The organism is Bosea sp. RAC05, from assembly GCF_001713455.1.
Taxonomy (GTDB): Bacteria; Pseudomonadota; Alphaproteobacteria; order Rhizobiales; family Beijerinckiaceae; genus Allobosea.
On sequence record NZ_CP016464.1, the window covers coordinates 2,399,114 to 2,424,340 of the forward strand.

Consider the following 25,227-nt stretch of genomic DNA (forward strand, 5'->3'; position numbering starts at 1 on the left):
GCGCTACTTCGAATGTCTCAGGATCTGCCAGAGCGCCACGAGGTTGGTCCGGAGATAGCGGCCGAGCAGACGGCGCGGCTCCAGCATGGTGCGGTAGGCCCATTCCAGCCCCGCGGCCTGCATCCACTGCGGCGCCCGCGAATTGCGGCCCGAGAGGAAGTCGAACAGGCCGCCCGAGGTCTTGATGACGCCGACACCGCGCAGGCGGTCGATATGGCGGGCGACGAACCGCTGTTCGAGCGGCACGCCGAATCCGATCCACAGAATGTCCGGCCGCAGGCGGGCGATCTCGTCGACGATCGCGATCTCCTCGTCCGGGGCGAAATAGCCCGAGCGGGCGCCGGCGAAGGCGAGAGCGGGATAGGCCTGCCGGATCCGCTCGACGGCGGCGGCGTTGACCTCGGCGGTGCCGCCCAGGAAGTAGAAGCTGATGCCGGCCCGCTCCGCCAGCCTCGCGACGTCGTGGATCAGATCCGTCGTCGCGACGCGCTCGCGCAGGGGCACGCGCGCCACGAGCGACGACAGGCGAACCATCGGCATGCCGTCGGGATGGATCTGGTCGGCCTCGAGGAGAAGCGCCCGGAACGCCGGATCGTGCCGCGCCAGAGCGATGACCTGTCCATTCGCCGAGGTCGAGTAGAACGGCCGCTGCCCCTGGCCGCGCGCGCGCAGCGCGATCTCGACCAGGCCCTGCGCCGAAGCCTTGCGGTCGAGCGTCGTGATCGGCAGCCCGCCGATGATCGTCACTGGCCCGCCTGTGAGGGGTTCGATGCCCGCTTCGCTGCTGTCCATCTCGACTCGCGACCTCCGCCCGCGGCTTGATCGCATAGGGGGGCAGGGGTTTCCATCACCGCCCTCGGTTATCGCTAACGTCAGGACCATGGCGGGCCGGGCTCCTCGCCGGCCTCAGGCGCCGGCTTCGCGCGCCCGAAACTCGCCCGTCACGCTGCGGAACTGACGGGTCAGCGGCTTCTCGACCACGCGATAGACCATCGCGGCCACGAGCAGGGCAAAGAGCGCGGCGACGACCGGATAGGCCCACGACAGATCGAAGCCGGATCGCGCCCCCAGCCGGCTGAAGACGGCAGTGACCATGGGCAGCGCGATCACATGGGTCAGATAGAGCGAATAGGACATGTCGCCGAGGTGGAGGCCGGGCTTGAAGACCGACTGCCGGGCGCGGGCCTCGAACTGAAGGCTGCCCAGTACGAGCAGCAGCGCGGGAAGGCCGGATGCCAGGGAGCGGGGCAGGGCTGAATCGGCCATCCACAGCACCGAACCGATCGACAGGGCGATCAGACACCCGCCCATGGCCGCGCCCAGCGGCCGGCGATGCGTGAACAGATGGCCGGCCAGCAGCCCGAACAGGAACTCGAGGACGATGTCATTGCCGTAGAAGGCGATGGCCGTCGTCGGCTGCGAGACCTGGACGGCGACGAGGACGCCGATCACGATCGCCGAGGTCAGCAGGACGCGGAACCGGCGCGGCGCCAGAAGGCCGATCGCCACGGCGATGTAGAAATACATCTCGTAATTGAGCGTCCAGCCCGGGATCAGCACCGGCCAGAGACCGGGATAGGCTGGATTGGGCCAGGGGAGAAACAGCAGCGACGCGAGCACATGGTTCGCGTCGAGGCTCGTGCTGGCGAGCATGCTGGGCACGACAGAGGCCGCAGCGACGATGACCGCCGTGATCGCCCAGTAGAGCGGCACGATCCGCACCGCCCGCCGCATCAGGAAATTCAGCGGCCTCGCATCGAGATCGATCGCGGCGACATACATGATGAAGCCGCTGATCACGAAAAAGATGTCGACGCCCCAGTTGCCGATCTCGGCCCAGGGCAACGCGGCTCCCGGGGAAATTCTCGAGATCTGCGTATCGAGGTGGGTGTAGACCACCAGCGCCGCCGCGAGCCCGCGCAGATACTGGATCACGATCACCATGGGGACACGATCCGTCCCAACGAAAAACCGGGCCAGCGAGATGAGTGGTTCCGCTTCACGATGGGCGACGCAGGGGAATGCCAGAATTCGCGTGGCTGGACGCCGAATGGAGGGGCGTCAGGACCGCCTGTCTCGGAGCGAGTGTTCTGAGCCACGCGTGGCAGATCCTTCTGGATGGAGACCGCATCACGCTTTGCGGGTCAGGCGTGATAACCCTTGGCCGGGTGCAACTCCACAATGTCTTCGCATTAGCGTTAGCGCCGTCGCCGGGCGGGCCCGGCGGAGCGCGCGCCGGCCGTCGGCTGGATGGTCGCGACTTGACGACCCTCCGGCCGACGTCGACTGTCCGGCACGCGTCCGGACCCGATCATGCCGACACCCTTGCCGCCTTTCGATCTGGACCTGCTGCGCAGCTTCGTGGCGATCGCCGATGCGGGCGGTTTCTCGCGTGCGGCCGAGCGGATCGGTCGCACCCAGTCAACCATCTCCCTGCAGATCAAGCGGCTCGAGGCCGGGCTCGGCCAGGTTCTGTTCCGGCGCGAGGGTGGCCGCGGCGGGCGCACCCTGCTGACGCCGCAGGGCGAGGTGCTGCTGAGCTATGCGCGCCAGATCCTGCATGTCAGCGACGAGGCCCGCGCCCGGCTGATGGAGCCGGAGGTCGGCGGGATCGTCCGGCTCGGCACGCCGGAAGACTTCGCGACCGTGCATCTCGCCGATGTGCTCGCCCGCTTCGCCCGGACCTATCCGCAGGTCGCGCTCGCGGTGAACTGCGACTTCACCGTCAATCTGCTCGATGGCTTTGCCAAGGGGCAGTACGATCTCGTGCTGTTCAAGCGGGCCCTGCTGCCGGGGCAGGGGGAGGCCGGCCCGGAGGATGGCGGCACCGGGGTCTGGCGCGAAACGCTGGTCTGGGTCGCAGGCCCGCGGCTGGTCCTGCCGCCGGACGGGCCGCTGCCGCTGGTGCTGGCGCCGGCCCCGGACGTCTATCGCCGGGGTGCGCTGGCGGCGCTCGACGCCGCCGGTCGCGCCTGGCGGATCGTTCTCACCAGCCCCAGCCTCGCCGGTCTGCAGGCGGCCGTGCGGGCCGGGCTCGGCGTCACCGTGCTGCCGCGCGAGATGGTTCCGCCCGATCTGGTCGTGCTCGGCGAGGCGGAGCACCGTCTGCCGGTCCTGCCGGCGACGGCGATCGTGCTCTACCGGGCGCCCGGCGCCCGCTCACCCGCGGCGGACCGCCTCGGCGACCATATCGTCCAGTCGCTCGAGGCCGCGGCGGCGCGAGGCTGAGAGGCCGGCCATGATACCGGCCGGACTCCTCGTTTGGATTGAAAAATTCAATCGATAAGATTGGTGATCTCGTATTCCTTCAATGGAAACGAGGCGCTATCGGCAGCGGCCTCCCATCAGGATCCGCCGATGACCTCGCTGCAACTCGCCGCCGCCAATCTGTTCTCCCCGATGACGCTCTGCTTCGCGCTCGGCGGCTTTGCGGCGCTCGTGCGCAGCGATCTTCGCCTGCCGGAACCGGTCTTCACGGCGCTGTCGATCTATCTGATGCTGGCGATCGGGCTGAAGGGCGGGGCCGATCTCGCCACGGTCTCGCCCTCCGAGATGGCGGTCCCGATCCTGGCGGCGCTGGCCCTGTCGGTCGTGATTCCGCTCTGGTGCCATGTCGCGCTGCGGCGCCTGGCCGGGCTCGGCGCGCGCGATGCGGCGGCGCTGGCCGCGCATTACGGCTCGGTGTCGGCCGTCACCTTCCTCGCGGTCCTGAGCTATCTCGACAGCGTCGGCATGACCTACGAGCCGACGGTCACGGCCCTGCTGGCGCTGATGGAGGCGCCGGCGATCATCGTGGCACTCCTGCTGGCCGGCCCGGCCCAGAAGCAGGGGCAGCCGCTCGGGGCCGTGCTGTCGCAGATTCTCGCCAGCAAGAGCATCGTCCTGCTCTTCGGCGGCCTCGTCATCGGCCTCGTCGTCGGTCGCGAGGGGCTGGTGCCGGTCAAGCCGCTCTTCGGCGACCTGTTTCGCGGGCTGCTCTGCCTGTTCCTGCTCGATCTCGGCCGCCAGGCGATGGAGCGGGCCGGCGCCTGGCGCGAGAACGGCCTGAAGCTCGCCCTGTTCGCGCTGCTCGCGCCCGTCATCAATGGCGGTCTCGGCCTCACGGCCGCCTGGCTCGCCGGCATGTCCCAGGGCGGCGCCGTCGTGCTGGCGACGCTCGCCGCCAGTGCCTCCTACATCGTGGCGCCGGCCGCCGTGCGCATGGCCTTGCCCGACGCCAATCCCGGCCTCTACCTGACGGCCTCGCTCGCCCTGACCTTCCCCTTCAACCTCATCCTGGGCATCCCGCTCTATGCCGCGATGGCCGCGGCCCTCTATGGCTGAGGGCGGCGGCGCCCCGTCTCAGTCATCGACATGGTCGTGACCGCCGATGCGGCCGGGGCGCCAGTAGCCCTCGGAGGCGATCTGGTCGCGCCCCCAGCCGCGCGCGATCAGGTGGTGGCGCTGGGCCCGGACATTGCTGGTCTCGCCGATGAGGCAGGCCTTGCCCCGGCCGGCCGGGGCAACGAAGCCGGCGAGATGGTCGAGCAGCAGCGAACTCGGGCCGGCCCGGCGGCCGCCGCGCTCGATCCAGACGAGGTCGAGTCGGGCCTGCGTCGCGATGGCGATCCGGTCGGCGGGCCCGTCGACCTCCAGAAAGGCGAAGGCCCTTGCGCCCGGGGGCATCGTCTCCAGCATATGGGCGATGGCGGGAAGCCCGGTCTCGTCGGCGCAGGACAGGTGCCAGTCGGCATCCGCCGACAGCGTGATGCGCCCGCGCGGACCGGCGGCCACGATCTCGTCCCCCGGCCGGGCCGCGCGTGACCAGTCGGCGGCCGGGGCCGGCCCGTGCTGGACGAAGTCGATGGCAAGGCGCTGCGCCGCCCGGTCGAGCCAGCGGATGGTGTAGTCCCGGCGTCCGGTGCCGCCGGTCGGCAGCGGCATCTGCAGCACCAGGGCCTGGCCCGGCTGGTAGTGCAGCGCGTCGAGATGTGCCGCGGTGAAGATGACGCGGCGCAGGCGCGGCGTGACATCGAAGGCTTCGACGACGGTGAGATCCCATTCGTAGCGGGGTTGCGCAGGGCTGGCGGGAGCGGTGGTCGTCATCGGGCCGAGATCCAGTAGGTGCCTTCGAGCGGGAAGGGCTGGAAGCGCGCATGCAGGCCGCGCAGCGTCGCCACGGGGTCCAGATCGCCAAAGAGCGCCGGATGCAGCCAGGTGGCGAAGGCCTGGACCGCCGCGACGTTGAAGGGCGAGTTGTAGAAATGGTGCCAGATCGCATGGGCCCGGCCCGCGCGCACCGCCGGCAGCGCCACGATGCCGGGCCGCTGCAGCGAGCGCAGCAGGGACGCCCGCGCCGTCGCCTCGGGCACGTCGGCGCCGAGCGCGAGCCAGGGCTTGTCGAGGCTGGACCCGCCGCCGATGGCGCTGCCGATATAGACCTCGGGCGGGTTGGCGATCAGCCATTCGAGCGCCACGACGCCAGCCTCGCCGGGAACCAGCGCCTCGGCGATGTTGAGCCCTCCCGCGGCGGTGACGAACCGGCCCATCATGCCCCGCGTCATCGTCTCGCAGCAGCTCTCGTCGAGCCCGACGCGGCTCTGGACGAAGGCGCGGGTCGGGGCGGGCGCGGCCCGGGCCAGCCGCTCGGTGACGACGGCGAGCGCCGCGCGCCATTCCGCCACGAAGGCCTCCGCTTCGGCCTGCCGGCCCAGAACCTCGCCGAGCAGCAGCATCGACTTCGGCGTGTTGACCAGGGGATCGCTGCGGAAATCGACGAAGACGACGACCGTGCCCGTCGCCTCCAGCGCCCGGATGACCTCGCCCGAGCGGCTGTCGGGGCCATGGCCGCCAAGCCCGAAGATCGCGACCTGCGGCTGCTGGGCGATGGCACGCTCGAGGCTGAAGCTCTCGCGCGACGTGCGCCCGATCCGCGCGATCGCGGCGATCGTCGGGAAGCGGGCGCGATAGCGCGCATAGGTTGCCGGATCCACGGCCTCGTAATCGCCCATCATGCCGACGATGCGGCCGACGGGATCGTCCCGGTCGAGGATCGCGAGCGCCGGGATGTAGCGCCCTTCGCCGATGATCAGACGCTCGACCCGGTCCGGAACGGTGACGCTGCGCCCGGCGAGGTCGACGACCGTCTTCGCCCCGGCCTGGACCGGGGCGAAGACCAGCGCCAGCGCAGCGAGGCCGGCGCGGAGCAGGCGGCGCATCAGAACCGCGCCGCCGCCGAGAGCACGAAGCTGCGCCCCGGCTGGTAGAGCGGCGTGACCGTGCCGAACTCCTGGCCATAGGTCGCCCGGTCGGCATAGGTCTGGTCGAGCAGGTTCTTGACCTCGGCCCGGAAGGTCAGGTGGGGGAGCTGCAGCGGCTTGTACTCGACGAAGGCGTTGACGACCTCGTAGCCTTTGAGCGGCTGGTTTCCGGGAGCGACCTTCTTGTAGTCCCGCACGATCTCGACATCGGCACCGATGGTGACGCCGTAGGCCTTGAAGGTATGGGCGGCGGTCAGCGTCCAGATCTGTCCGATCGGCGTCGCCAGATAGGTGCCGGTGTCGGAATCGGCGCGCTGATTGTCGATGCGGACATCGACATCGGCATACTTCGCGCGAACGAACCCGTCCTCCCAGGCATAGCCGAGGCCGATCTCGAAGCCCTGCGACTCGACCTCGCGCGTCAGCGTCGCGCTGGCGACGGCGTAACGGGCGGCGCGGGCATGGTCGAGGACGGTCCGGAACACCGAGCCTTCGAGGGTGAAGCCCTGCCAGCGCGCGACCAGCCCGGCGGTGACGTTGTCCGACGTCACCGGCTTCAGGCCCGTGCCGTAGTTCCAGGCCGGGTTCATGATGAAGTTCTCGGCGAGCTGGATGCCGCCCCAGACATGGGAATAGCCGGCCTTGAGCGTCAGATGCTCGGGGATCAGGTCGAACTCGCCGGAGATGTTGCGGCTGAGGCCGGCATTGTCCCACTCCCGGCCGGTCGTGCCGGTGAACCATTGCCGGTCGCCGCGCAGACCGAAGGAGATCCGCGTGCGCTCGATCGGCGTCAGCCTCGCCTGGGCGTAGAGCCCGACATTGCTGGCCTTCTCGTCGGCGCGGAAGTTGCGGTCCTTGTAGAGCGCCTTGTCCTTGTAGAAGTCGACGCCGGCGGTGACGCTGCCGAGGCTGCCGAGGCCGAAGCGGTTCTCGAATTTGCCGTTGAAGCTGTCGGTCGTGCCGGTGCCGGGATAGCTGACCGGCACCGTGCTCGCGCCGACCGGGCGCTCGAAGATCGGCGTGTCGACATTGGTCCGGCTGTAGGCGAGCACGCCCTTGGGGTCCCACCAGCCGAGCGCGGTGGTGCGGCTGTAGCTGAACACTGTGTTCTGGCGATCGATCTCGTAGCGGCGCAGGCGCGGCTCCCAGACGGGGCGCCCGGTGATGAAGCCGATATTGCCGCGGAACGGCCGCAGCGCATCGTCGCGCACGCGCTCATGGCTGATCTGGAAGCGGTCGCCGGAGGGCGCCTCCCAGCCGAGCTTGAGCAACCCGCTCAGCAGGTCGCTCTTGGTGCCCAGCACCTCGTCGCCATTGCCGGCCTTGTAGTTGCCGCCCCTGGCGAAGGTGCCGTAGCCGAGAATGTCGAAGCCGCCCTGGCGGGCGTAGCCCGAGAGGCTGTTGGTGAAGACCGAGCCGTTCGTGTTGAACTGCGACTTGGCGAAGCCGCCCATGCCGTCGCCGGCCAGGAAGTCGCGCATCCTTGGTCTCGTAGGCGATGGCGCCGCCCAGCGCGCCCGGCCCGGCATCGGCCGGTGCGACGCCGGCATCCACCCGCGCGGCACGCAGGAACGATGGGTCGATCAGCGTGGTGCCGTTGTGATGGAAGACCTTGTTGTTCTGGCGCGAGCCGTCGATGGTGACCGCGAGATTGGTCTCCTCGACACCGTTGACATAGACCTTCTGCGACATCGGCGTCGAACCGCCGACCTTCACCCGCGGCTGGCCGGCGAAGACTTCGCGCGCATCGGAAGGATTGATGCGCGCCAGATCGGCCGGGCCGACGACGATCTCGCTGACGCCCCCGCGGGCCATCGTCGCACCGGCCACCGTGATCGTGTCGAGTTCGATTGCGCCGGCCTCGCTCGCACCGGTGCGGCCGGACGCGGCGCGCGCCCCCTCGATCGTCACGGTCCCGGCGCCGGTGAAGCGGTAGCTCAGCCCTGTTCCCGCCAGCATCTGGCTGAGCGCGGCCTGGGCCGTGAGCGGACCGTTGACGGTGGCGGAGCGTTTCCCGGCCGCTACCGAGGAGGGCACGATCACTTCGACGCGGGTCTGCCGTGAGAAGGCGATCAGCGCCGTGCTCAGGGGTTGCGCGGGAACATTGATGATCGGCGCGGCTGTGGCGCCCGGCGCGGGCTGGGCCAGCACCGTCCCGCTCGCCATCGATCCGGCGAGAGCCGTTCCCGCCAGAAGCAGCGCCACCCTGACCGCCTTCGCGCGCCTCGTTCCCGCAGCGATGTCCGCACCCATGTTCCCAGATCCCCGTGCCGATGAGTCCGGGAGCGGCGGCAGGCATGCCGGCTCCCGAAAGCTCAGACGCCCCGGGCGGGAGAAGTCATTAGGCGGCGGCCACGATTCTTTTTTCGCCTCACCAGTCAGCCAGCGCGACGAGCAGGCTCGTGGCCCTGAGCAGGCGCAGGTCCAGGCTGCGCGCGATCGTGGCGATCGCCGCGTCGGGCTGCCGGGCATCGAAGACCGCGGTGATGCGGCGCGCACCCAGATCGCGGCCGATGAGTTGCACATGGCCGCGGCGATAGCGGCCGAGCTCGGCCAGAACCTGTGACAGCGGGGCATCGTGGAAGACGAGCTGGTCCTGGCGCCAGGAGGCGACAGCCTCGGGGTCGATCTCGGACACCGGCGAGACGCCAGCCTGATCATAGCGCGCAGCCTGCCCGCGTTCCAATTGGACGGGAGCGCCACGGCCGGCGCGCAGCGCGACGGCGTTGTGGGTGACCGAAACCGCGACGGCGGCCCCGTCGATCCGGACGTCGAAGGCGGTCCCCAGCACCTCGACGCGGCCCCCGCCCGCCTCGACGACGAAGCGCCGGCTCGGATCGCGAGCCACGGTGAAGAAGGCTTCGCCGGCGATCAGGCGGACATGGCGGCGCTCGCCGCCGATATCGACGTCGAGGGCGCTCAAGGGGGCGAGTTCCACGACCGACCCGTCAGCGAGCGGGATGACGCGGCGCTCGGCGACAGCGGTGCGATGGTCGGCGAGCAGGCCGGTGGGCAGCGCCTGCCAGGCGAGAGCGACCGCCAGCAGGATCGCGGCCGCGGCCGCCAGCGGTTTCCACAACCTCCGCGGCGGACGGCGCGCCGGCACGGGCGCCACGGCAGGCGGCGGACGGATCTCCCCGAGGCCGCCCCAGATCCGCTCGATCTCGCGCCAGGCGGCGGCATGGGCCGGATCGCCCGACAGCCAGGCCTCGAAGGCCTCACGCTCGCCCGGCGTCGCCTCCTCGTCCTGCAGGCGGACGAACCAGGCGACCGCGTCGTCTTCGGTCGAGGTCGGCATCGGTCTCACCGGCGGTCCCGTCGGCGGCATGGGCGCGGATTGTTCGCCACGGACAAGCAAGGGGCTCCGGTTGCTCGGCGAGAACGCGCGTCGGCGCCTCGGCCTGCCTTTCTAGACGATGGCGGCAGGAAAACGAATTAGAGCGCTGCCGGGGTCGTGTCGCGCAGGCGGCGCCGCAGGGCCGTCATCGCATTGGCGAGGTGGACCATCACGGTGTTGCGCGAGATTCCCAGCCGCTGCCCGATCTCGGCATAGCTCAGACCCTCGAAGCGGTGCAGCAGCAGGACTTCGCGGCAGCGCGGCGGCAGCGCCTCGATGGCGGCGCGCAGAGCCGCCTGCTCCTCCTGCGCCATCATCGTCGCATCAGGCGAGGGGGCGGGATCGGCCACGAGTTCCTGCGGATAGCCGCTCTGATCGATCACCGACTCGCTGCGATGTTGCCGCCGCCAGGCGTCGATCGCGATCGTCTCCGCCGCCCGCCGCAGATAGGCGCGCACGTCGCGGATGTCGTCCTTCGGCGCCCGCAGCAGCTTGAGGAAGGCATCCTGCACGACGTCGGCGGCGGCCGGCGCGGACAAGCCGCGTCGAACCAGATGGCGCCGCAGGCGCGACTGCTCAGCTGCATAGATCGCCGAAAGATTGGTCGGTGTCGATGTCATGCGCCGCCGGGAAGGCTGGGCCGCACGCTCCCGTCGGGATCGGCGGCACCTTAAACCGGACCGGGCATAGACAATGGATAATTCATCTTCAAGAACAATGATTTAGAAGGATTCTAGCAAGGCTGTGCCGGCTTCCGGCCGCGGCGGGCCGCAGAAGGGCTAGACGTCGCGCACGGCCTGGATGCCGATGCGCAGGGCCGCCAGTGCCGCAGTGACCGAGGCCAGCAGCGCTGCGCGGGCATTGAGGATCTGGGTGCGGTTGAGAACCGTCACCAGCCGGTTCATGTCGGCGGCGTCCAGCTCTTCCAGCCGGCTGATGCGTCGCAGCCGCTGGCGGCTGGCGAGCCACCAGACCGCTGACGAGGCGAGGGCGCAGAGGCCGATCAGGCCATCGAGAACCACGATCAAGGCAGGCCGGCTCCGTGCCTCAGGCTCTTGCCAGGGCGGCGAAGGCGCCGGTCGCCACCGGATCGACCCCGAGCTGCCGGCAGATCTTCACCAGCGCCGACTGCTCCTCGACGATGTAATGCCCATCCGCCTCGCCGATCAGCCGGCAGGTTTCGACCAGGGCCTGGGCGAAGCGGGTCTTGCCCTCGAGCCGGGCGATGGCCGTCAGGGCCGCCCGCTCGCCGGTTGAAGGGTCGATCTCGAAGCGTGCCGTGGCGTGCTCGAATTCGGCCAGCAACTCGCTGCGCGAGCGTTCGTCGACGAGGCCGAAGCGGGAGAGCGACGCCGCCATGCTGTCGTGTTCGGCCGGGCGCACGACACCGTCGGCATAGGCGATCAGGGCGCAGGCGGCCGCGATCGTCTCGATCTGCAGGCTGGCCTCCTCGTCGTGCCAGAGGTCGAGATCGCGCTTCAGATCGGCCGGTGTGCGGTGGGAACGGGTCGGCATGGCTCAAGCCCTCCAGTTGCGGGGGTGGGACAGGGACGGGCGCCGCCGGCCCAGGAAACGGTTGGCGAGACCGACGAGGCCCAGGATCAGGATCGCACCGAGCGCCCAGACGATGATCACGATGATCTCGCTGGCATTGCCGAGGCCGCGGGCGGCCCAGGAGACCGTCTCGACGATCTCGGGTACGCCGGACACCATGTCGGCATTGGCCGCGGCCCAGTTACTGGTCCAGTCGAGCAGGGCGTGGCCGCCCCAGGCCACGAGGCTCCAGAGCCCCAGGACGACGAGGCCGCCCAGCCAAATGAGGTTGCGCATCGCTCAGACCCTCCCGCCGAAGCCGGAAGGCGGCGCGCCGTCGATGGTGCGCAGATGGCGGCGCAACTCGTCGATGTTCTTGAGGTTGGCGCGATAGAAGGCGTCGCCGAACCAGCCGACCACCGGGACGGCGCTGATCGCCAGGTCGATGCCGACGCGCCCCGCCATCCGGCAGATCGTCAGCGTCGGCAGGCCGTGACGGCGGGCCTCGAAGATCAGATAGGCCGAGACGCCCTTGGCGACGGCCGTGCCAATGCCGGGAATGAGATTGAGCAGCGCGTCGGCACCGACGCGGACATTGGTGCCGGGCACGCGGACGGCTGAATCGAGCAGCCTTGCGATGGCGTCGAGCCGTTCGAGGGTCTCGGTGCGCGAGCGCAGGTGAGGAAGGTCATAGGCGATCGACATGGCGTCGGTACTCCCAAGATCGGAGCGCGTGAGCGCTCGTCAGGTGGAAGAGTCCGACATCGCAGCGTCGCTGCCAGAGGGGCCCGGACCCGGGTTCCGCCTTGAGATTGGGAGTCGGATCGCATGCGTCAAGAGCGGGTCTGGGTCAATATTTTTGCATGGCGCCTCTTGACCGGCGACAATCCGGTTCCCACCTCGGGCGCACCCGCTGATCCGGGCCCCTCTGGCGAGCGCTGCCGGCGCGTTCGCGATGTCGGATCGTTTTCCGATGTCGCGCCCGGCTGACGGTCGATCATGGATTTCGCTTTCTTCGCCGCCGACTGGCTCGGCAAGCCCGCCTGGATGTGGCTGGCCTTCATCGGCATCGTCGCGGCCCTGCTCGCCTTCGATCTCGGCGTGCTCCACAAGGAGCATCGGCCGATCGAGGTCCGCGAAAGCCTCGTCCTCTCGGGCACCTATATCGGCCTGGGCCTCGCCTTCGGCGCCTGGGTCTGGTGGTATCTCGGCGCCGAGCCGGGCATGAACTACCTGACCGGCTTCGTCGTCGAGAAGACGCTGGCGCTCGACAACGTCTTCGTCATCGCGCTGATCTTCGCCTTCTTCGCGGTGCCCGCGCATTACCAGCACCGCGTACTGTTCTGGGGCATCCTCGGCGTCATCGTGCTGCGCGCGATCATGATCGGGCTCGGCGCGACGCTGGTCTCCCAGTTCGGCTGGGTGCTCTACATCTTCGCGGTCTTCCTGATCGTCACCGGCGTGAAGATGCTGGTGATGGGCGACAAGCCGCCCGCGCTCGAGAACAACGCCCTGATCCGGCTGATGCGGCGGCGCTTCAACGTCACCGACGAGCACCATGGCGAGCGCTTCTTCGTGAAGCAGCCCGATCCGGCGACCGGCAAGCCGGCCTGGTTCGTCACGCCGCTCTTCATGGCGCTGATCGTGATCGAGATCGCCGACCTGATCTTCGCGGTCGACTCGGTGCCGGCGATCTTCGCGATCACGACCGACCCGTTCATCGTCTACACCTCGAACATCTTCGCCATCCTCGGCCTGCGCGCGCTCTACTTCGCGCTGGCCGCCGTGATCGAGCGCTTCCGCTATCTCAAGCCGGCGCTGGCGATCGTGCTGGTCTTCATCGGCTCGAAGATCTTCATCGCCGACCTGCTCGGGCTGGAGAAATTCCCGCCGGCCATCTCGCTGAGCGTCACGCTCGGCATCATCGCCGCCGGCATCGTCTGGAGCCTGTTCAAGACGCGCGGCGGCGCCACCCGCATGGGCGAGATCTGAGCCGCCGGGCGGGCGCGGCGCCTCAGGCCCCGATCGCCCGCTTCAGCTCGCGGATCGCGGCTTCCGGCGTGGTCACGACGCGAAGCCCGGTCGCCGCCTCGATGGCGGGGCGGGCGCGTGCCAGCGAGAACTGCCCGAGGATCAGCGTGTCGATCCCTGAGAGCCGCGCGGCCGCCTCGGCCGCCAGCCGGTCATGGGTGGCGCCGTCGCCGGCCTTCAGCGCCGCCAACGCCCCCTCGACCATGACGCCGGTGACCGCGACGGGCGCGCCCGCCATTTCGCGGATCTCTTGCGTGAGCGAGGGCAGGGAGGGGGCGAAGGTCACCATCAGCCCGATCCGCCCGCCCAGGGCCAAGGCTTCGGCGAAGGCGGATTCGTTGGGCCGCAGCACCGGGATCGGCAGAGCCCGCTTGACCGCATCGATCGCCGGGCCGAAGGCGGAGCAGGTGAAGAGGATGGCCCTGGCCGGCCCACTCGTGGCTTCCGTCGCCGCCGCATAGCGCCCGAGCGTCAGGAAGCGCTCGGTCATCGCCGCGTCGAGGCGCCCGCGCGCCGCGAGATCGGTGGCGAGCGAGGTGTCGAGCAGATCGAAAGCTTGGGCTTCCGGCCAGTGCGCGGCGAAGGCGGACCGCGCCGGCAGCACGGATTCCTCCAGCGCGTGAATGAGCGCGATGCGCGGGGCGGCGTCGGGGATCGGGGTCATCGGGTCGTTGGCCTCGTCACTCGCTGACCAGCGTGCGGGCCTTCAGCACGGCCAGCAGCCCTTCGTCGCGGCGCGCCTCGAGCTGCGCGATGCTGCGCCCCTGCGCCTCCTCGGCGACGCCGGCGACGATCTTCGCTTGCGTCTCGGCATCGAGCGACGGATCGCCGAGCGACTGCCAGCGCCGCACCTGGCTCGGCCCGAGATGGGCGAGATAGCCCGCGATGCCGCCTTCGCCACCGCCGAGATGATAGGTCATGTGCGGCCCCATCAGCGCCCAGCGCAGGCCCGGGCCATTGCACAGTGCCGCGTCGATGTCGGCGACGCTGGCGACGCCCTGCTCGACGAGGTAGACGGCCTCGCGATAGAGCGCCGAGGCCAGCCGGTTGGCGATATGGCCGGGCATTTCGCGGTTGAGCACCACGGGCCTGCGCCCGAGCGCGCGATAGAAGGCGGCGGCCCGTTCGACGACGCCCTCATCCGCGCCGACGATCTCGACCAGCGGCACCAGATGCGGCGGGTTGAACGGGTGCGCCACCACGATCCGCTCCGGCCTCGCGCAATCGGCGACGATGGCGCTGCGCACCAGAGCCGAGGTCGAGCTGGCGATGATCGCGTCCGGGGGAAGAAGGGCGTCGATCTGCGCGAGCAGCGCGCGCTTGACCGCCTCGTTCTCCGGCCCGTTCTCCTGGACGAAGCCCGCGCCCGCGAGCGCTGTGGCGAGGTCCGTCGAGAAGGAGACCGGACCGGTCCCCGTCAGGCCGAGTTCGGTCAGCTGGGTCCGCGCCCGCTCGACATGGCCGAGGAAGCGCTCGCGCGCCGCCTCATGCGGATCGTAGGCACTGACGCGCAGGCCATGCGCGCAGGCCAGCGCCGCCCAGCTCGCGCCGATCATGCCGGCGCCGACGATGGCGAGATGCTGGACGGGCTGGCTCATGATCGATGGACCTGGCCGCTCACTCGGCCTTGATGCCGCTGGTCTTGATCAGATCGCCCCATTTGGCAATCTCGCTGTCGATGCGCGCGGCGGCTTCCGCCGGCGTGCTCGGCTTGGGCGCCACGCCCTGCAGCGCGAAGGCCTCCTTCAGCTTGGCGCTCTGCAGCGCCTTGTTCAGCTCGGCGTTGAGCCGGTCGAGGATCGGCTGCGGCGTGCCGGCCGGCGCGAGCATCCCGAACCAGGACGAGACCTCGAAACCGGCGAGCCCCTGCGAGATCGCCGTCGGCGTCTCCGGCATGAAGGGCGAGATCTCGGTGCCGGTGGTGGCGATCGCCCGCAGCGTCCCGCCCTTCACATGCTGGAGCACGGCGGGAATCGTGTCGAACATGATCTTGACCTGGCCGGCGACCATGTCGGTCATGGCCGGGCCGGAGCCGCGATAGGGCACGACCGGCATCTTGGTGCCGGCCTTGAGGTTGAAGAGTTCGCCGGAAAGGTGCTGCGGCGAGCCCTGGCCGGAGGAGGCGTAGGAGTACTCTTCGGGCTTCGCCTTGATCAGCGCGATCAGCTCGGGGACCGTCTTGGCGGACACCGAGGGGTGGACGACCAGCGCCAGCCCGACATTGCCGGCGAGCCCGACGGGCACGAGGTCCTTCTTCAGGTCGAAGCCCGGCTTGGCCTGCAGGCTCATATTGATCGAGTGGCTGGTCAGCGCGCCGAGCAGCAGGGTGTAGCCGTCCGGCTGCGCACGCGAGGCCGCCGCGGCGCCGACGCTGCCGCCCGCTCCGGCGCGGTTCTCGACGATGACGCGCTGGCCGAGCCCGTTCGACATCTCCTCGGCGACGACGCGGCCGATGATGTCGGTGGCGCCGCCCGGCGCATAGGGCACGACCAGCGTGATCGGCTTCTGCGGATAGGCCTGGGCGAGGGCGCTGCCGGGGAGGGCGAGCGACAGGCCGGCGATGAGGCCGACGAGATGGCGGCGGTCGAGCATGGGAGAATCCTCCGAGGGGGTCGCAAAGGACCGGTTGGTCCGGTCTCGTTCGAGAAGCTTGGGCCGGGCTGGCCGGTCAGCAGAAATCGAAGTCGCAGCCTTCGTCCGCCTGCAGCACGGTGGTGAGGTAGAGATGGCGGTAGCCGCGCGAGGGCTCGGCCAGATGCGCCGGCGGCTGCCATTCACTCTTCCGCCGCTCCAGTTCGGCGTCGTCCACGAGCAGCGCGATCTCGCGCGCCTCGACGTCGAGCCGGATCTGGTCGCCGTCGCGAACGAGGCCGAGCGGGCCGCCGACGGCCGATTCCGGGGTGATGTGCAGCACGATGGTGCCGAAGGCCGTGCCGCTCATCCGGGCGTCGGAGATGCGGACCATGTCCTTGACGCCGGCCTGGGCCAGCTTCTTGGGGATCGGGATGTAGCCGGCCTCGGGCATGCCGGGCGCGCCCTTCGGTCCCGCATTGGTCAGGACCAGCACGTCGTCGGCCGTCACGTCGAGGTCCGGGTCGTCCATGCGGCGGACCATGTCCTCGACCGAAGCAAACACCACGGCGCGGCCGGTATGCGTCAGCAGGGCCGGCGAGGCGGCCGAATGCTTGATCACCGCGCCACCCGGCGCGAGGTTGCCGCGCAGCACCGCCATGCCGCCGGTCGGCTTCACCGGGCTCGCCGCGCTGCGGATGATCGTCTGGTTCGGGATGTCCTCGGCCGCATCGGCAATCTCGCCGATCGTGCGCCCGTCGATGGTCGGCGCCGAGCGGTCGAGATGGTCGCCCAGCTCCTTCATCAGCTTGGGCACGCCGCCGGCCCAGTGGAAATGCTCCATGTAATGGTCGCCGGACGGCTTCAGGTCGATCAGCACCGGCACCTTGCGGCCGATCGCGTCGAACTCCTCGAGGTCGATCGAGAGGCCGGCACGCCGCGCGATCGCGGCGAGATGGACAAGGCCGTTGGTCGAGCCGCCGATCGCCTGCAGCACGGTCAGCGCGTTGCGGAAGGCCGTCTTGGTCAGCAGGTCGCTCGGCTTCGGCCCGCCCTTGGCGAGGCGAACCGCCTCGCGCCCGCTGGCTTCCGCGGCGCGGATGCGATCGGCATGGGTGGCGGGAATCGTGCCGGAGCCGGGCAGCGCGATGCCCAGCGCCTCGACCAGGCAGCCCATCGTGCTCGCCGTGCCCATCACCATGCAGGTGCCTTGGGTGGGGGCGAGACGCCCGCTCAGAACCTCGATCTCGGCCTCGTCGATCTGGCCGGCGCGATGCTGGCCCCAGAGGCGGCGGCAGTCGGTGCAGGCGCCCAGGACCTCGCCCTTGTGGTGGCCGACGAGCATCGGTCCCGTGATCAGCTGGATCGCCGGGACATCGGCGCTGACGGCGCCCATGAGCTGGGCCGGAACGGTCTTGTCGCAGCCGCCGATCAGCACCACGGAATCGCAGGGCTGGGCGCGGATCATCTCCTCGGTGTCGATCGCCATCAGGTTGCGAAGGAACATCGAGGTCGGGTTGGCGAAGGACTCGTGGATGGAGATCGTCGGGAACTCCATCGGCAGGCCGCCCGCCAGCATCACGCCGCGCTTCACCGCCTCGATCAGCCGCGGCACATTGCCATGGCAGGGATTGAAGTCGCTGAAGGTGTTGGTGATGCCGATGATCGGCCGGTCGAGCGCGTCGTCCGAAAAGCCGGCCGCCTTGATGAAGGCTTTGCGCAGGAACAGCGAGAAGCCGGGATCGCCATAGGTCGCGAGATTGCGGCGCAGGCCGCGTGCCGCAGGAGCCGTGGATGGGGTATCGTCGTCGGAAGCGCTCATGTCGGCAGCTTTAGGGCTGTCGCCATCATTGTCAACAATCCTGGCAAAGGTTACGATCGGGCATGCCGGATACCGCTCTCAAGGCCCAGACCGCCGACCGCGTCCGCTCCGTCGCCGCCATGCTGGAGGAGGAGATCGTCCTCGGCTGGCTCCTGCCGCGCGAGCGCCTCGTCGAGGAGGAGCTCGCGGAACGGATCGGGGTGAAGCGCCATGTCGTGCGCGAGGCGCTGGCGGAACTGGAGCGGGTCGGGCTGGTCGAGCGCATCCCCAACCGCGGCGCGGTGGTCCGGCTGCTCGACCCCGCCGAGGTGCGTCAGATCTATTCCGTCCGCGAGGTGCTGGAGACGCTCGCCGCCGAGCAGATTCCGCTGCCGATTGCACCCGACGTCCTGGGCCCGCTGCGCGCCTTGCAGCAGCTCCACGCCGAGGCCGTGGCGGCCGGCGACGCGCGCGGCGCCTTCCGGGCCAACATCCGCTTCCACGAGACGCTGTTTCGCGCCTGCGGCAACCCTCATCTGGTCGAGCTGATCCAGGGGCTCGCCCAAAAGGTCCATGGCGCCCGCTCGATCACCGCCGCCAGCCCCGAGCATCTGGCGCTCGCGCGCGACGAGCATGCCGCGATGGTCGAGGCTCTGGCGGGGGGAGACCGCGGCCGTCTCGTCGCGCTCTGCCGCCAGCATCTCGGCCCCTCGCGCGACGCCTATATCACCGCCGTCGAGGCCCGCTTCCTGCGTCCGGGGAGAGGCTCCTGACCACGCGACCAGGCCCTCCCGACGGGGCCAGCCGGGATTGATCCTTCGCAAGGCGGCGCAGTGCCGGCCGGTCTAGCTCTGCCGGAGGCATCGTCCGACGCGGCACGGGTCAGGGCGGCCAGGCGGCCGCCGAAGCGGAGGATGCATCCCATGGCGATGATCGACAGCAAAGCCGCCGTGCCGGAACCGATCGCGCCGGGCGCGCGTCGTCGGGTCCGCGACGACGTTCACCAGCACGAGCCGTTCGAGCCCATTGCGATCATCCGCATCGCCGTTGCGGCGCTGGGGGCTGCCGCCGTCTGGTTCCGCGTCTACGAGCCCGTCGCGCAGGTCAGCGTGATCGGGCTGCTGGCGCTCGCCTTCAGCGTCTGGCCGGTACTGCGGGAAGCCCTGGCCAATCTGCTCGCGCGGCGCATGACCATGGAACTCTCCATGCTCATCGCCATCGTCGCCGCAGCCGCGATCGCGGAGATATTCACCGCGCTCGTCGTCACCCTGTTCGTCCTCGTGGCGGAGGAACTCGAGCATCTCACGATCGCCCGCGGCCGCCGCGCCATCGGCGATCTCGTCGCCTTCATCCCGCGCGAGGCCCGCATCCGGCGCGGCGACGACACGGTGATGGTGCCGGTCGACACAGTGGCGCTCGGCGACATCGTGCTGGTCAATCCCGGCGAGAAGATTCCCGTCGACGGCGATGTCGTCGCCGGGCACTCCTCGGTCGATCAGTCCCGCATCACCGGCGAATCCATGCCCGTCGACAAGACGGAGGGCGGGGCGGTCTATGCCGGGTCGATCAATCACATGGGCGCGCTCGAGATCCGGGTCGAGCGCGTCGGCCGCGACACCAGCTATGGCCAGATCATCGAGGCGGTCGAGGCGGCCGAGCACAGCCGTGCGCCGGTGCAGAAGCTCGCCGACCGGCTCGCCGGCTACCTCGTCTATGTCGCGGCGATCTGCGCCGCGCTGACCTGGCTGATCACGCGCGACATGCGTGACACGATCTCGGTGATCATCGTCGCCGGGGCCTGCGGCATCGCGGCGGGGACACCGATCGCCATCCTCGGGGGCATCGGCCGCGCGGCGCGCCTGGGTGCGATCATCAAGGGTGGCATCCATCTCGAGACGCTCGGACGTGTCGATACCATCGTTCTCGACAAGACCGGGACGCTGACGCTGGGCCAGCCCGGCGTCGAACAGATCCTGCCGGCGCCGGGCGTCGATCCGCTCGAACTGCTGCGCCTGACGGCGGCTGCAGAGATGCGCTCCGAGCATCCGCTCGCCCGCGCCGTCGTCGAGAAGGCGCGCGCGCAGGGCCTGGCGGTGCCGGAGCCCTCATCCGCCGAATTCAAGGTCGCGCGTGGCATCACGGCGGTGGTCGAGGGCCGTACCGTCCTGGTCGGGAATCGGGCGCTGCTGGAGGAAGCCGGCGTCGCGGTGCCGCCACGCGACCACCCTGTGATCGGCTCGGACATCGTGGTCGCGACGGATGGGCGCTTCATCGGCGAGATCATTGTCGCCGACGCTCTGCGGCCCGAGGCTGCGGCGGCGATGGCGGCACTGGCCGCCATCGGCGTCAGGACCCTGCTGTTCTCGGGAGACTCATCTGTCGTCGCCAAGAGTGTCGCGCGCGAGATCGGAATCGCCGAGGCCGTCGGCGACATGCTGCCCCAGGACAAGCTGGTGCGTGTGCGGGCGCTGGTCAAAGAGGGACGCGTCGTCGGCATGGTCGGCGACGGCGTCAACGATGCGCCAGCCCTGACGGCCGCCAGCCTCGGCATCGCCATGGGCGCAGGCACCGACATCGCCAAGGACAGCGCCGACATCATCCTGATCGGCAACGATCTGCTGAAGCTCGTCGACACGCTGCAGATCGCCAGGCGGACGCGGAGCGTGATCTGGCAGAACTTCGCGGGGACACTCATCGTCGACGCGATCGGCATCGGCCTTGCCGCGACCGGCTTTCTCAGCCCTGTCATCGCGGCCTTCATCCATGTCGGCTCCGAGCTGGTCTTCCTCGGCAATTCGGCCCGGATGCTGCCGCGCGGGGCGGAGGATGAGCCGGCGCCGCTTGCCGTGCCTCCTGCCATGCCTCTTGTCGCGCCCGCGACGGTCGAGAACGCCTGACGCCGCGGCGTCTCGCGTCAGGCCGCGCTTTCGAGCCGCGTCTGCCAGCGCGAGATGTCGACGCGCGCGGTCAGCGGCAGATGGTCCGAGGCCTTGCGGGCGAGCGGCGTGTCATGCACGCAGAGTTCGGAGATCAGCCCTTCCGGCCAGGCCAGGATCCGGTCGAGCGGCAGCATCGGCCGGCGAGACGGGAAGCTCGGCGGGTGCTTCATGTCGGCGAAATGCGGGACGAGCACGTCCAGCGCCGAACGGCGGCCGCGCCGCCATTCGTTGAAGTCGCCGAGCAGGATGGTCGGCATCGGGGTGAGTTCGAGGAAGGCGTGCAGCAGCATCGTCGCCTGGTCGATGCGCGAGCGCCGCAGCAGCCCCAGATGGGCCGCGATGACCCGGAAGCGGCCCTCGCCGAGATCGAGTTCGGCGACCACCGCGCCCCGCGGCTCGACGCCCGGGAGCTTGAGCCTGAAGCGCCGGTAGGAGAGCGGCTCGCCGCGCACCAGCAGGGCGTTGCCATGCCAGCCATGGCCGTCGGCCACGTCGGACTGAACTAGCAGATGCAGCCCCGTCTCGCGCAGGATGGCGGCGGGGTCGAGCAGGCCGGTGCGTTGCCCGAAGCGCCGGTCGACCTCCTGCAGCGCCACCAGATCGGCCCCGATCTCGGCCAGGACGGAGACGATGCGATCGGGCCGGACGCGTCGGTCGGTGCCGCGGCATTTGTGGATATTGTAGGATGCGACCTTCACGCGACCTCGCTCATCACCATCACAGATAGGGCATCAGCAGCCGCGCGGCCGCATCACGAATTTTCACGATCGGCCAGCGTGCGTCGATCTGCTCCAGGGTCAGAGGCTCTCCGCGCTTGCCGTCGATGAGACGGGCGATGCGGTTCGCCAGATCGGCCGCATAGAGCTCCATCGTGATCTCGAAGTTCAGGCGCAGGCTGCGCGCATCCCAGTTGGCGCTGCCGATCAGGCACCAGACTCCGTCGACGGTCGCCAGCTTGGAATGGTCGAAGGGCGCCGGCGAGCGCCAGATCCGGCAGCCGGCCTTGAGCAGCGGGCGAAGATGGGCCTGCATCGCCCAGCCCATCAGCCGGTGGTTGTTGCGGGCGGGGATGACGATGTCGACCTCCACGCCCCGCAGCGCGGCGAGTTGGAGCGCGGTGATGATCTGCTCGTCGGGCAGGAAATAGGGCGTTGCGATCCGCAGGCTCGATGAGGCCCCGTTGATCGCCGAGAGCAAAACCAGCATCAGCTGGTCGACGCTCTGGTCGGGACCCGACGAGATCACCCGCGCCGGCGCGGTGCCGACGGCGTGCCCGGACGCAAACCAGGCCGGGCCTTCCAGGGTCTCGCCCGTCGAGAACGCCCAGTCCTCCTGGAAACTGTCCATGACCTGCCGCACCACCGGCCCCTCGATGATGAAATGCACGTCGCGAACCGGCTCTTGCGGACGCGACGCCAGGACGTTCTCCCCGCCGATGTTGAGGCCGCCGAGGAAAACCACCCGCCCGTCGATCAGCAGGATCTTCTTGTGCAGGCGCAGGTCGAGCAGCGGCATCTTCCATGGCAGCAGGGAATGCAGATAGCGTGCCGCCGGGACGCCCTCGCGTCGCAGGGCGTGATAGGCCCGCGAGAACAGGAAGCCGCCGCCGAAGCCGTCGATCAGGACGCGGACGGCGACGCCCCGGCGATGCGCCCGCACCAGCGCCGCGATGAAGCTCTCGCCCAGCGCGTCGGTGCGGAAGATGAAGGTCGAGAGCGCGACGCTGGTGGTCGCGGCCTCGATCGCCGCCAGCATCCGCGGATAGGCCTCGTCCCCGCACTCCAGCACGGCAGCGACCGTGCCGGGCTCCGTCGGCGCGCGGGTGATACGGCCGACCGCCCGCTCCAGGCTGCCGGTCGGCCCCGCCACGACGATCGCCTTCTGGCCGCGGCCATGGCCGGCCTCGTCGGCGCCGCGCAGGCGCCGCGCCCGCCGCTTCACGCGGTTGATGCCGAAGCCGAAATAGAGCAGCGGGCCGAAGAAGGGCGACAGCCACGCCAGGCCGATCCAGCCGATCGCCGACGACACCTCCCGCTTGCGCATCAGCGCGTGGACGGTGACCGTGCCGGCGGTGGCGAGATGCAGCGCCGTCAGCAGCAGAGGGCCCTGGGCGACGAGGCTGTCGAGCGGCGCGGCGAAATCCATCAGCGGCATCTACTATGAAGCCGCGCGCTTGGACATCCGCGCGAGCGCCCTCGCTCGCGCCATGCGGTCGCAGCCGCCGCGCGCGACCCTCAGGCCGGCGAGGCGACGCCTGGCCAGCGCCAGTCGCGGATCTCCGGCATGTCCTCGCCCTGCGCGCGGATATAGGCCGCATGCGCGACCAGCCGATCCTCGAAGCGCTGGCGCGCGCCCGCTGCCTCCGGGCTGCGTTCGGGCAGCCGGTCGATGGCCGCGATCGCGAGGTGGAAGCGGTCGAGCCCGTTCATCACCAGCATGTCGAAGGGCGTCGTCGTGGTGCCCTCCTCACGGTAGCCGTGGACATGCAGCCCGCCATGATTGATGCGGTCGTAGGTGAGGCGATGGATCAGCTGCGGATAGCCGTGGAAGGCGAAGATTACCGGCCGATCCCGCGTGAACAGCGCCTCGAAATCAACGTCGCTCAGCCCATGCGGATGCTGCCTGCGGCTCTGCAGCGTCATCAGATCGACGACATTGACGACGCGCAGCGCGAGTTCCGGCAGCGCCTCGCGCAGCAGGGCGGCCGCGGCCAGCGTCTCGATCGTCGGCACGTCGCCGGCGCAGGCGAGGACGATGTCGGGGTCGCGGCCCGCGCGCTCTGCTCCGGCCCAGGGCCAGATTCCGATCCCGGCTTCGGCGTGGATCGCGGCCTCGTCGATCGTCAGCCATTGCGGGGCCGGGGCCTTGCCGGCGACGATGACGTTGATGCGGTCATAGGTCCGCAGGCAGTGATCGGTGACCCAGAGCAGGGTGTTGGCGTCCGGCGGCAGGTAGATCCGCGCCGTATCGGCCTTCTTGTTGGCGATCAGGTCGAGGAAGCCCGGATCCTGATGGCTGAAGCCGTTATGGTCCTGCTGCCAGACATGCGAGGTCAGCAGATAGTTCAGCGAGGCGATCGGCGCCCGCCAGGCGATCTCGCGCGAAACCTTCAGCCATTTGGCGTGCTGGTTCACCATCGAATCGACAATGTGGATGAAGGCCTCGTAGCAGGAGAACAGGCCGTGCCGTCCGGTGAGCAGATAGCCCTCGAGCCAGCCCTGGCAGAGATGCTCGCTCAAGACCTCCATGACCCGACCCTCCGGCGCGAGATGCACGTCCTCGGGCAGGATCGCCTCCCGCCAGACGCGCTCGGTGACGTCGAAGACGGCGTCGAGGCGATTGGAAGCCGTCTCGTCGGGGCCCATGATCCGGAAGTTGCGCGCCTCCGCGTTGAGCGAAACGACCTCCTTCAGGAAGCGACCCATCGTGCGCGTCGCCTCTGCGACCGCGCCGCCGGGGCCGGGCAGGGCGATGGCGAAGCGGCGATAGTCGGGCAGCTTCAGCTCGCGCTTCAGCAGTCCGCCATTGGCATGGGGATTGGCGCCCATCCGGCGGGGCCCCGACGGCGCCAGCGCCTGCAACTCCGGCTTCAGGCGCCCGTCGTCGTCGAACAGCGTCTCGGGCGCGTAGCCGCGCATCCAGTCTTCGAGCAGCTTGAGGTGCTCCGCGTTGCCGCGCGCATTGGCGATCGGCACCTGATGCGAGCGCCAGAAGCCCTCGACCTTCTTCCCGTCGACGGTCTTCGGCCCGGTCCAGCCCTTCGGGCTGCGCAGCACGATTATCGGCCAGCGCGGCCGCCCCGCGGCCCCGCCGCCGCTGCGGGCCTGCGCCTGGATCGCGCGGATGCGGTCGCAGACGAGGTCGAGCGTGCCCGCCATCTGCTGGTGCATCAAGTCCGGCTCGCTGCCCTCGACGAAGAAGGGCTCATAGCCGTAGCCGACGAGCAGGCTGCGCAATTCGTCGGCCGGCATCCGGGCCAGGATCGTCGGATTGGCGATCTTGTAGCCGTTGAGATGCAGGATCGGCAGCACAGCGCCGTCATGCACCGGATCGAGGAACTTGCTCGAATGCCAGGCGGCCGCGAGCGGCCCCGTCTCGGCCTCGCCATCGCCGATGACGCAGGCGACGATCAGCTCGGGATTGTCGAAGGCCGCGCCGAAGGCATGGACCAGCGCATAGCCGAGCTCGCCGCCCTCATGGATCGAGCCGGGCGTCTCGGGCGCGGCATGGCTGGGGATGCCGCCGGGAAAGGAGAACTGGCGGAACAGCTTGCGCAGGCCGTCTGCATCCCGCGTGATGTCGGGATAGGTCTCGGTATAGGTGCCTTCGAGATAGGTGTTGGCGACCATGCCCGGCCCGCCATGGCCGGGGCCGCAGACATAGAGCATGTCGAGGTCGCGCGCCGCGATCAGCCGGTTCAGATGGGCATAGATGAAGTTCAGCCCTGGCGTCGTGCCCCAATGGCCGAGCAGGCGCGGCTTGACGTGCTCCGGTCTCAGCGGCTCGCGCAGCAGGGGATTGTCGAGCAGATAGATCTGGCCGACCGAGAGATAGTTCGCCGCACTCCAGTAGCGATGGATCAGCGAGAGCTCAGCGGGGCTCAGGGGGCTGGGGATTGCGTGGCTCATCGGAAGGCGTCCTTCGCGGTTGCCGGCGGAAGGGACCACGCCGTCTGGCTGCGCGCCCTGATCGAGCGCAAGCGATTACGAAGTTTTCCGATGCGGGCCGCGCCGCCGGCGGCTCGTTAACCGACGAAGGTCAACCGAGACAGAGGTC

24 protein-coding genes are annotated in these 25,227 nt (G+C 69.6%); 5 read left to right on the plus strand and 19 right to left on the minus strand.

Annotated features, from left to right (window positions below; all coding sequences use genetic code 11):
* Positions 1–3: 3 nt before the first annotated feature.
* Both BSY19_RS14845 and BSY19_RS14850 read right to left on the minus strand, forming a co-directional pair.
* On the minus strand, positions 4–792 hold the full coding sequence (locus BSY19_RS14845) for a WecB/TagA/CpsF family glycosyltransferase (RefSeq protein WP_069054834.1): 789 nt from the start codon (positions 790–792) through the stop codon (positions 4–6).
* Between the two features lie 114 nt (positions 793–906).
* On the minus strand, positions 907–1,944 hold the full coding sequence (locus BSY19_RS14850; protein WP_069054835.1) for an acyltransferase family protein: 1,038 nt from the start codon (positions 1,942–1,944) through the stop codon (positions 907–909).
* A 369-nt stretch (positions 1,945–2,313) separates the two neighbouring features.
* Here BSY19_RS14850 and BSY19_RS14855 point away from each other — a divergent pair, with 369 nt between their 5' ends.
* Both BSY19_RS14855 and BSY19_RS14860 read left to right on the plus strand, forming a co-directional pair.
* Positions 2,314–3,228 (plus strand): LysR substrate-binding domain-containing protein, encoded by a 915-nt coding sequence (locus BSY19_RS14855; RefSeq protein WP_069054836.1) that lies wholly within the window; start codon positions 2,314–2,316, stop codon positions 3,226–3,228.
* 129 nt (positions 3,229–3,357) lie between these two features.
* Positions 3,358–4,323: a sodium-dependent bicarbonate transport family permease gene (locus BSY19_RS14860; RefSeq protein ID WP_069057128.1), complete on the plus strand. Its 966-nt coding sequence runs from the start codon at positions 3,358–3,360 to the stop codon at positions 4,321–4,323.
* Between the two features lie 18 nt (positions 4,324–4,341).
* Here the strand turns inward: BSY19_RS14860 and BSY19_RS14865 are convergent, their stop codons facing one another.
* From BSY19_RS14865 to BSY19_RS14905, 10 genes are all read right to left on the minus strand, one after another.
* Positions 4,342–5,085, minus strand: a complete 744-nt coding sequence (locus BSY19_RS14865; RefSeq protein ID WP_069054837.1) for a siderophore-interacting protein — start codon at positions 5,083–5,085, stop codon at positions 4,342–4,344.
* Positions 5,082–6,197 carry a TroA family protein gene (locus BSY19_RS14870; protein WP_069054838.1) on the minus strand — a complete coding sequence of 372 codons (1,116 nt, stop codon included), beginning with the start codon at positions 6,195–6,197 and terminating at the stop codon, positions 5,082–5,084. Before BSY19_RS14870 ends, BSY19_RS14865 begins: the two co-directional genes overlap by 4 nt.
* Complete coding sequence (locus BSY19_RS28380; RefSeq protein WP_236840574.1) at positions 6,197–7,543, minus strand: TonB-dependent receptor domain-containing protein; 1,347 nt, start codon at positions 7,541–7,543, stop codon at positions 6,197–6,199. The genes BSY19_RS14870 and BSY19_RS28380 overlap by 1 nt, the downstream gene beginning before the upstream one ends.
* Positions 7,455–8,492, minus strand: a complete 1,038-nt coding sequence (locus tag BSY19_RS28150) for a TonB-dependent receptor (RefSeq protein ID WP_210184433.1) — start codon at positions 8,490–8,492, stop codon at positions 7,455–7,457. Before BSY19_RS28150 ends, BSY19_RS28380 begins: the two co-directional genes overlap by 89 nt.
* 118 nt (positions 8,493–8,610) lie before the next feature.
* Positions 8,611–9,537, minus strand: a complete 927-nt coding sequence (locus BSY19_RS14880; protein ID WP_069054839.1) for a FecR family protein — start codon at positions 9,535–9,537, stop codon at positions 8,611–8,613.
* Positions 9,538–9,674: 137 nt separating this feature from the next.
* Positions 9,675–10,196 (minus strand): RNA polymerase sigma factor, encoded by a 522-nt coding sequence (locus BSY19_RS14885; protein ID WP_069054840.1) that lies wholly within the window; start codon positions 10,194–10,196, stop codon positions 9,675–9,677.
* Positions 10,197–10,355: 159 nt separating this feature from the next.
* Positions 10,356–10,604 (minus strand): hypothetical protein, encoded by a 249-nt coding sequence (locus BSY19_RS14890; RefSeq protein WP_069054841.1) that lies wholly within the window; start codon positions 10,602–10,604, stop codon positions 10,356–10,358.
* Between the two features lie 19 nt (positions 10,605–10,623).
* The gene (locus BSY19_RS14895; protein ID WP_069054842.1) at positions 10,624–11,091 is read right to left on the minus strand and encodes a TerB family tellurite resistance protein; all 468 of its coding nucleotides are present in this window, start codon (positions 11,089–11,091) and stop codon (positions 10,624–10,626) included.
* A gap of 3 nt (positions 11,092–11,094) precedes the next feature.
* Positions 11,095–11,406 (minus strand): hypothetical protein, encoded by a 312-nt coding sequence (locus BSY19_RS14900; protein WP_069054843.1) that lies wholly within the window; start codon positions 11,404–11,406, stop codon positions 11,095–11,097.
* Positions 11,407–11,409: 3 nt separating this feature from the next.
* A complete protein-coding gene (locus tag BSY19_RS14905) occupies positions 11,410–11,814 on the minus strand; it encodes a DUF4112 domain-containing protein (RefSeq protein WP_069054844.1) in 405 nt (134 codons plus the stop codon).
* 294 nt (positions 11,815–12,108) lie between these two features.
* Between BSY19_RS14905 and BSY19_RS14910 the strand changes: the two genes are divergently transcribed.
* Positions 12,109–13,101: a TerC family protein gene (locus BSY19_RS14910; RefSeq protein WP_069054845.1), complete on the plus strand. Its 993-nt coding sequence runs from the start codon at positions 12,109–12,111 to the stop codon at positions 13,099–13,101.
* A gap of 22 nt (positions 13,102–13,123) precedes the next feature.
* Here BSY19_RS14910 and BSY19_RS14915 read toward each other — a convergent pair whose 3' ends face one another.
* The 4 genes from BSY19_RS14915 to BSY19_RS14930 form a co-directional block, all read right to left on the minus strand.
* A complete protein-coding gene (locus BSY19_RS14915) occupies positions 13,124–13,804 on the minus strand; it encodes an aspartate/glutamate racemase family protein (RefSeq protein ID WP_150129630.1) in 681 nt (226 codons plus the stop codon).
* A 16-nt stretch (positions 13,805–13,820) separates the two neighbouring features.
* On the minus strand, positions 13,821–14,738 hold the full coding sequence (locus tag BSY19_RS14920; RefSeq protein ID WP_069054846.1) for a 3-hydroxyacyl-CoA dehydrogenase NAD-binding domain-containing protein: 918 nt from the start codon (positions 14,736–14,738) through the stop codon (positions 13,821–13,823).
* 19 nt (positions 14,739–14,757) lie between these two features.
* Positions 14,758–15,732 (minus strand): Bug family tripartite tricarboxylate transporter substrate binding protein, encoded by a 975-nt coding sequence (locus tag BSY19_RS14925; protein WP_069054847.1) that lies wholly within the window; start codon positions 15,730–15,732, stop codon positions 14,758–14,760.
* Positions 15,733–15,808: 76 nt separating this feature from the next.
* Positions 15,809–17,533: an IlvD/Edd family dehydratase gene (locus BSY19_RS14930; protein WP_069054848.1), complete on the minus strand. Its 1,725-nt coding sequence runs from the start codon at positions 17,531–17,533 to the stop codon at positions 15,809–15,811.
* A gap of 62 nt (positions 17,534–17,595) precedes the next feature.
* On the opposite strand from BSY19_RS14930, the gene BSY19_RS14935 reads away from it, so the two are divergent.
* Positions 17,596–18,285, plus strand: a complete 690-nt coding sequence (locus BSY19_RS14935; RefSeq protein ID WP_069054849.1) for a GntR family transcriptional regulator — start codon at positions 17,596–17,598, stop codon at positions 18,283–18,285.
* Between the two features lie 150 nt (positions 18,286–18,435).
* Positions 18,436–20,409, plus strand: a complete 1,974-nt coding sequence (locus tag BSY19_RS14940; RefSeq protein ID WP_236840539.1) for a heavy metal translocating P-type ATPase — start codon at positions 18,436–18,438, stop codon at positions 20,407–20,409.
* 17 nt (positions 20,410–20,426) lie between these two features.
* Here BSY19_RS14940 and BSY19_RS14945 read toward each other — a convergent pair whose 3' ends face one another.
* The 3 genes from BSY19_RS14945 to BSY19_RS14955 form a co-directional block, all read right to left on the minus strand.
* Positions 20,427–21,149, minus strand: a complete 723-nt coding sequence (locus tag BSY19_RS14945) for an endonuclease/exonuclease/phosphatase family protein (RefSeq protein WP_069054850.1) — start codon at positions 21,147–21,149, stop codon at positions 20,427–20,429.
* A 19-nt stretch (positions 21,150–21,168) separates the two neighbouring features.
* The gene (locus BSY19_RS14950; RefSeq protein ID WP_069057130.1) at positions 21,169–22,596 is read right to left on the minus strand and encodes a phospholipase D-like domain-containing protein; all 1,428 of its coding nucleotides are present in this window, start codon (positions 22,594–22,596) and stop codon (positions 21,169–21,171) included.
* A gap of 89 nt (positions 22,597–22,685) precedes the next feature.
* A complete protein-coding gene (locus BSY19_RS14955) occupies positions 22,686–25,079 on the minus strand; it encodes a phosphoketolase family protein (protein WP_069054851.1) in 2,394 nt (797 codons plus the stop codon).
* Between the last annotated feature and the right edge of the window lie 148 nt (positions 25,080–25,227).

Coding starts and splice junctions, on each gene's coding strand:
- BSY19_RS14845 (WP_069054834.1), bottom strand. CDS start 792: ATGGACAGCAGCGAAGCGGGCATCGAACCCCTCACAGGCGGGCCAGTG.
- BSY19_RS14850 (WP_069054835.1), bottom strand. CDS start 1,944: ATGGTGATCGTGATCCAGTATCTGCGCGGGCTCGCGGCGGCGCTGGTG.
- BSY19_RS14855 (WP_069054836.1), top strand. CDS start 2,314: ATGCCGACACCCTTGCCGCCTTTCGATCTGGACCTGCTGCGCAGCTTC.
- BSY19_RS14860 (WP_069057128.1), top strand. CDS start 3,358: ATGACCTCGCTGCAACTCGCCGCCGCCAATCTGTTCTCCCCGATGACG.
- BSY19_RS14865 (WP_069054837.1), bottom strand. CDS start 5,085: ATGACGACCACCGCTCCCGCCAGCCCTGCGCAACCCCGCTACGAATGG.
- BSY19_RS14870 (WP_069054838.1), bottom strand. CDS start 6,197: ATGCGCCGCCTGCTCCGCGCCGGCCTCGCTGCGCTGGCGCTGGTCTTC.
- BSY19_RS28150 (WP_210184433.1), bottom strand. CDS start 8,492: ATGGGTGCGGACATCGCTGCGGGAACGAGGCGCGCGAAGGCGGTCAGG.
- BSY19_RS14880 (WP_069054839.1), bottom strand. CDS start 9,537: ATGCCGACCTCGACCGAAGACGACGCGGTCGCCTGGTTCGTCCGCCTG.
- BSY19_RS14885 (WP_069054840.1), bottom strand. CDS start 10,196: ATGACATCGACACCGACCAATCTTTCGGCGATCTATGCAGCTGAGCAG.
- BSY19_RS14895 (WP_069054842.1), bottom strand. CDS start 11,091: ATGCCGACCCGTTCCCACCGCACACCGGCCGATCTGAAGCGCGATCTC.
- BSY19_RS14900 (WP_069054843.1), bottom strand. CDS start 11,406: ATGCGCAACCTCATTTGGCTGGGCGGCCTCGTCGTCCTGGGGCTCTGG.
- BSY19_RS14905 (WP_069054844.1), bottom strand. CDS start 11,814: ATGTCGATCGCCTATGACCTTCCTCACCTGCGCTCGCGCACCGAGACC.
- BSY19_RS14910 (WP_069054845.1), top strand. CDS start 12,109: ATGGATTTCGCTTTCTTCGCCGCCGACTGGCTCGGCAAGCCCGCCTGG.
- BSY19_RS14915 (WP_150129630.1), bottom strand. CDS start 13,804: ATGACCCCGATCCCCGACGCCGCCCCGCGCATCGCGCTCATTCACGCG.
- BSY19_RS14920 (WP_069054846.1), bottom strand. CDS start 14,738: ATGAGCCAGCCCGTCCAGCATCTCGCCATCGTCGGCGCCGGCATGATC.
- BSY19_RS14925 (WP_069054847.1), bottom strand. CDS start 15,732: ATGCTCGACCGCCGCCATCTCGTCGGCCTCATCGCCGGCCTGTCGCTC.
- BSY19_RS14930 (WP_069054848.1), bottom strand. CDS start 17,533: ATGAGCGCTTCCGACGACGATACCCCATCCACGGCTCCTGCGGCACGC.
- BSY19_RS14935 (WP_069054849.1), top strand. CDS start 17,596: ATGCCGGATACCGCTCTCAAGGCCCAGACCGCCGACCGCGTCCGCTCC.
- BSY19_RS14940 (WP_236840539.1), top strand. CDS start 18,436: ATGGCGATGATCGACAGCAAAGCCGCCGTGCCGGAACCGATCGCGCCG.
- BSY19_RS14950 (WP_069057130.1), bottom strand. CDS start 22,596: ATGGATTTCGCCGCGCCGCTCGACAGCCTCGTCGCCCAGGGCCCTCTG.
- BSY19_RS14955 (WP_069054851.1), bottom strand. CDS start 25,079: ATGAGCCACGCAATCCCCAGCCCCCTGAGCCCCGCTGAGCTCTCGCTG.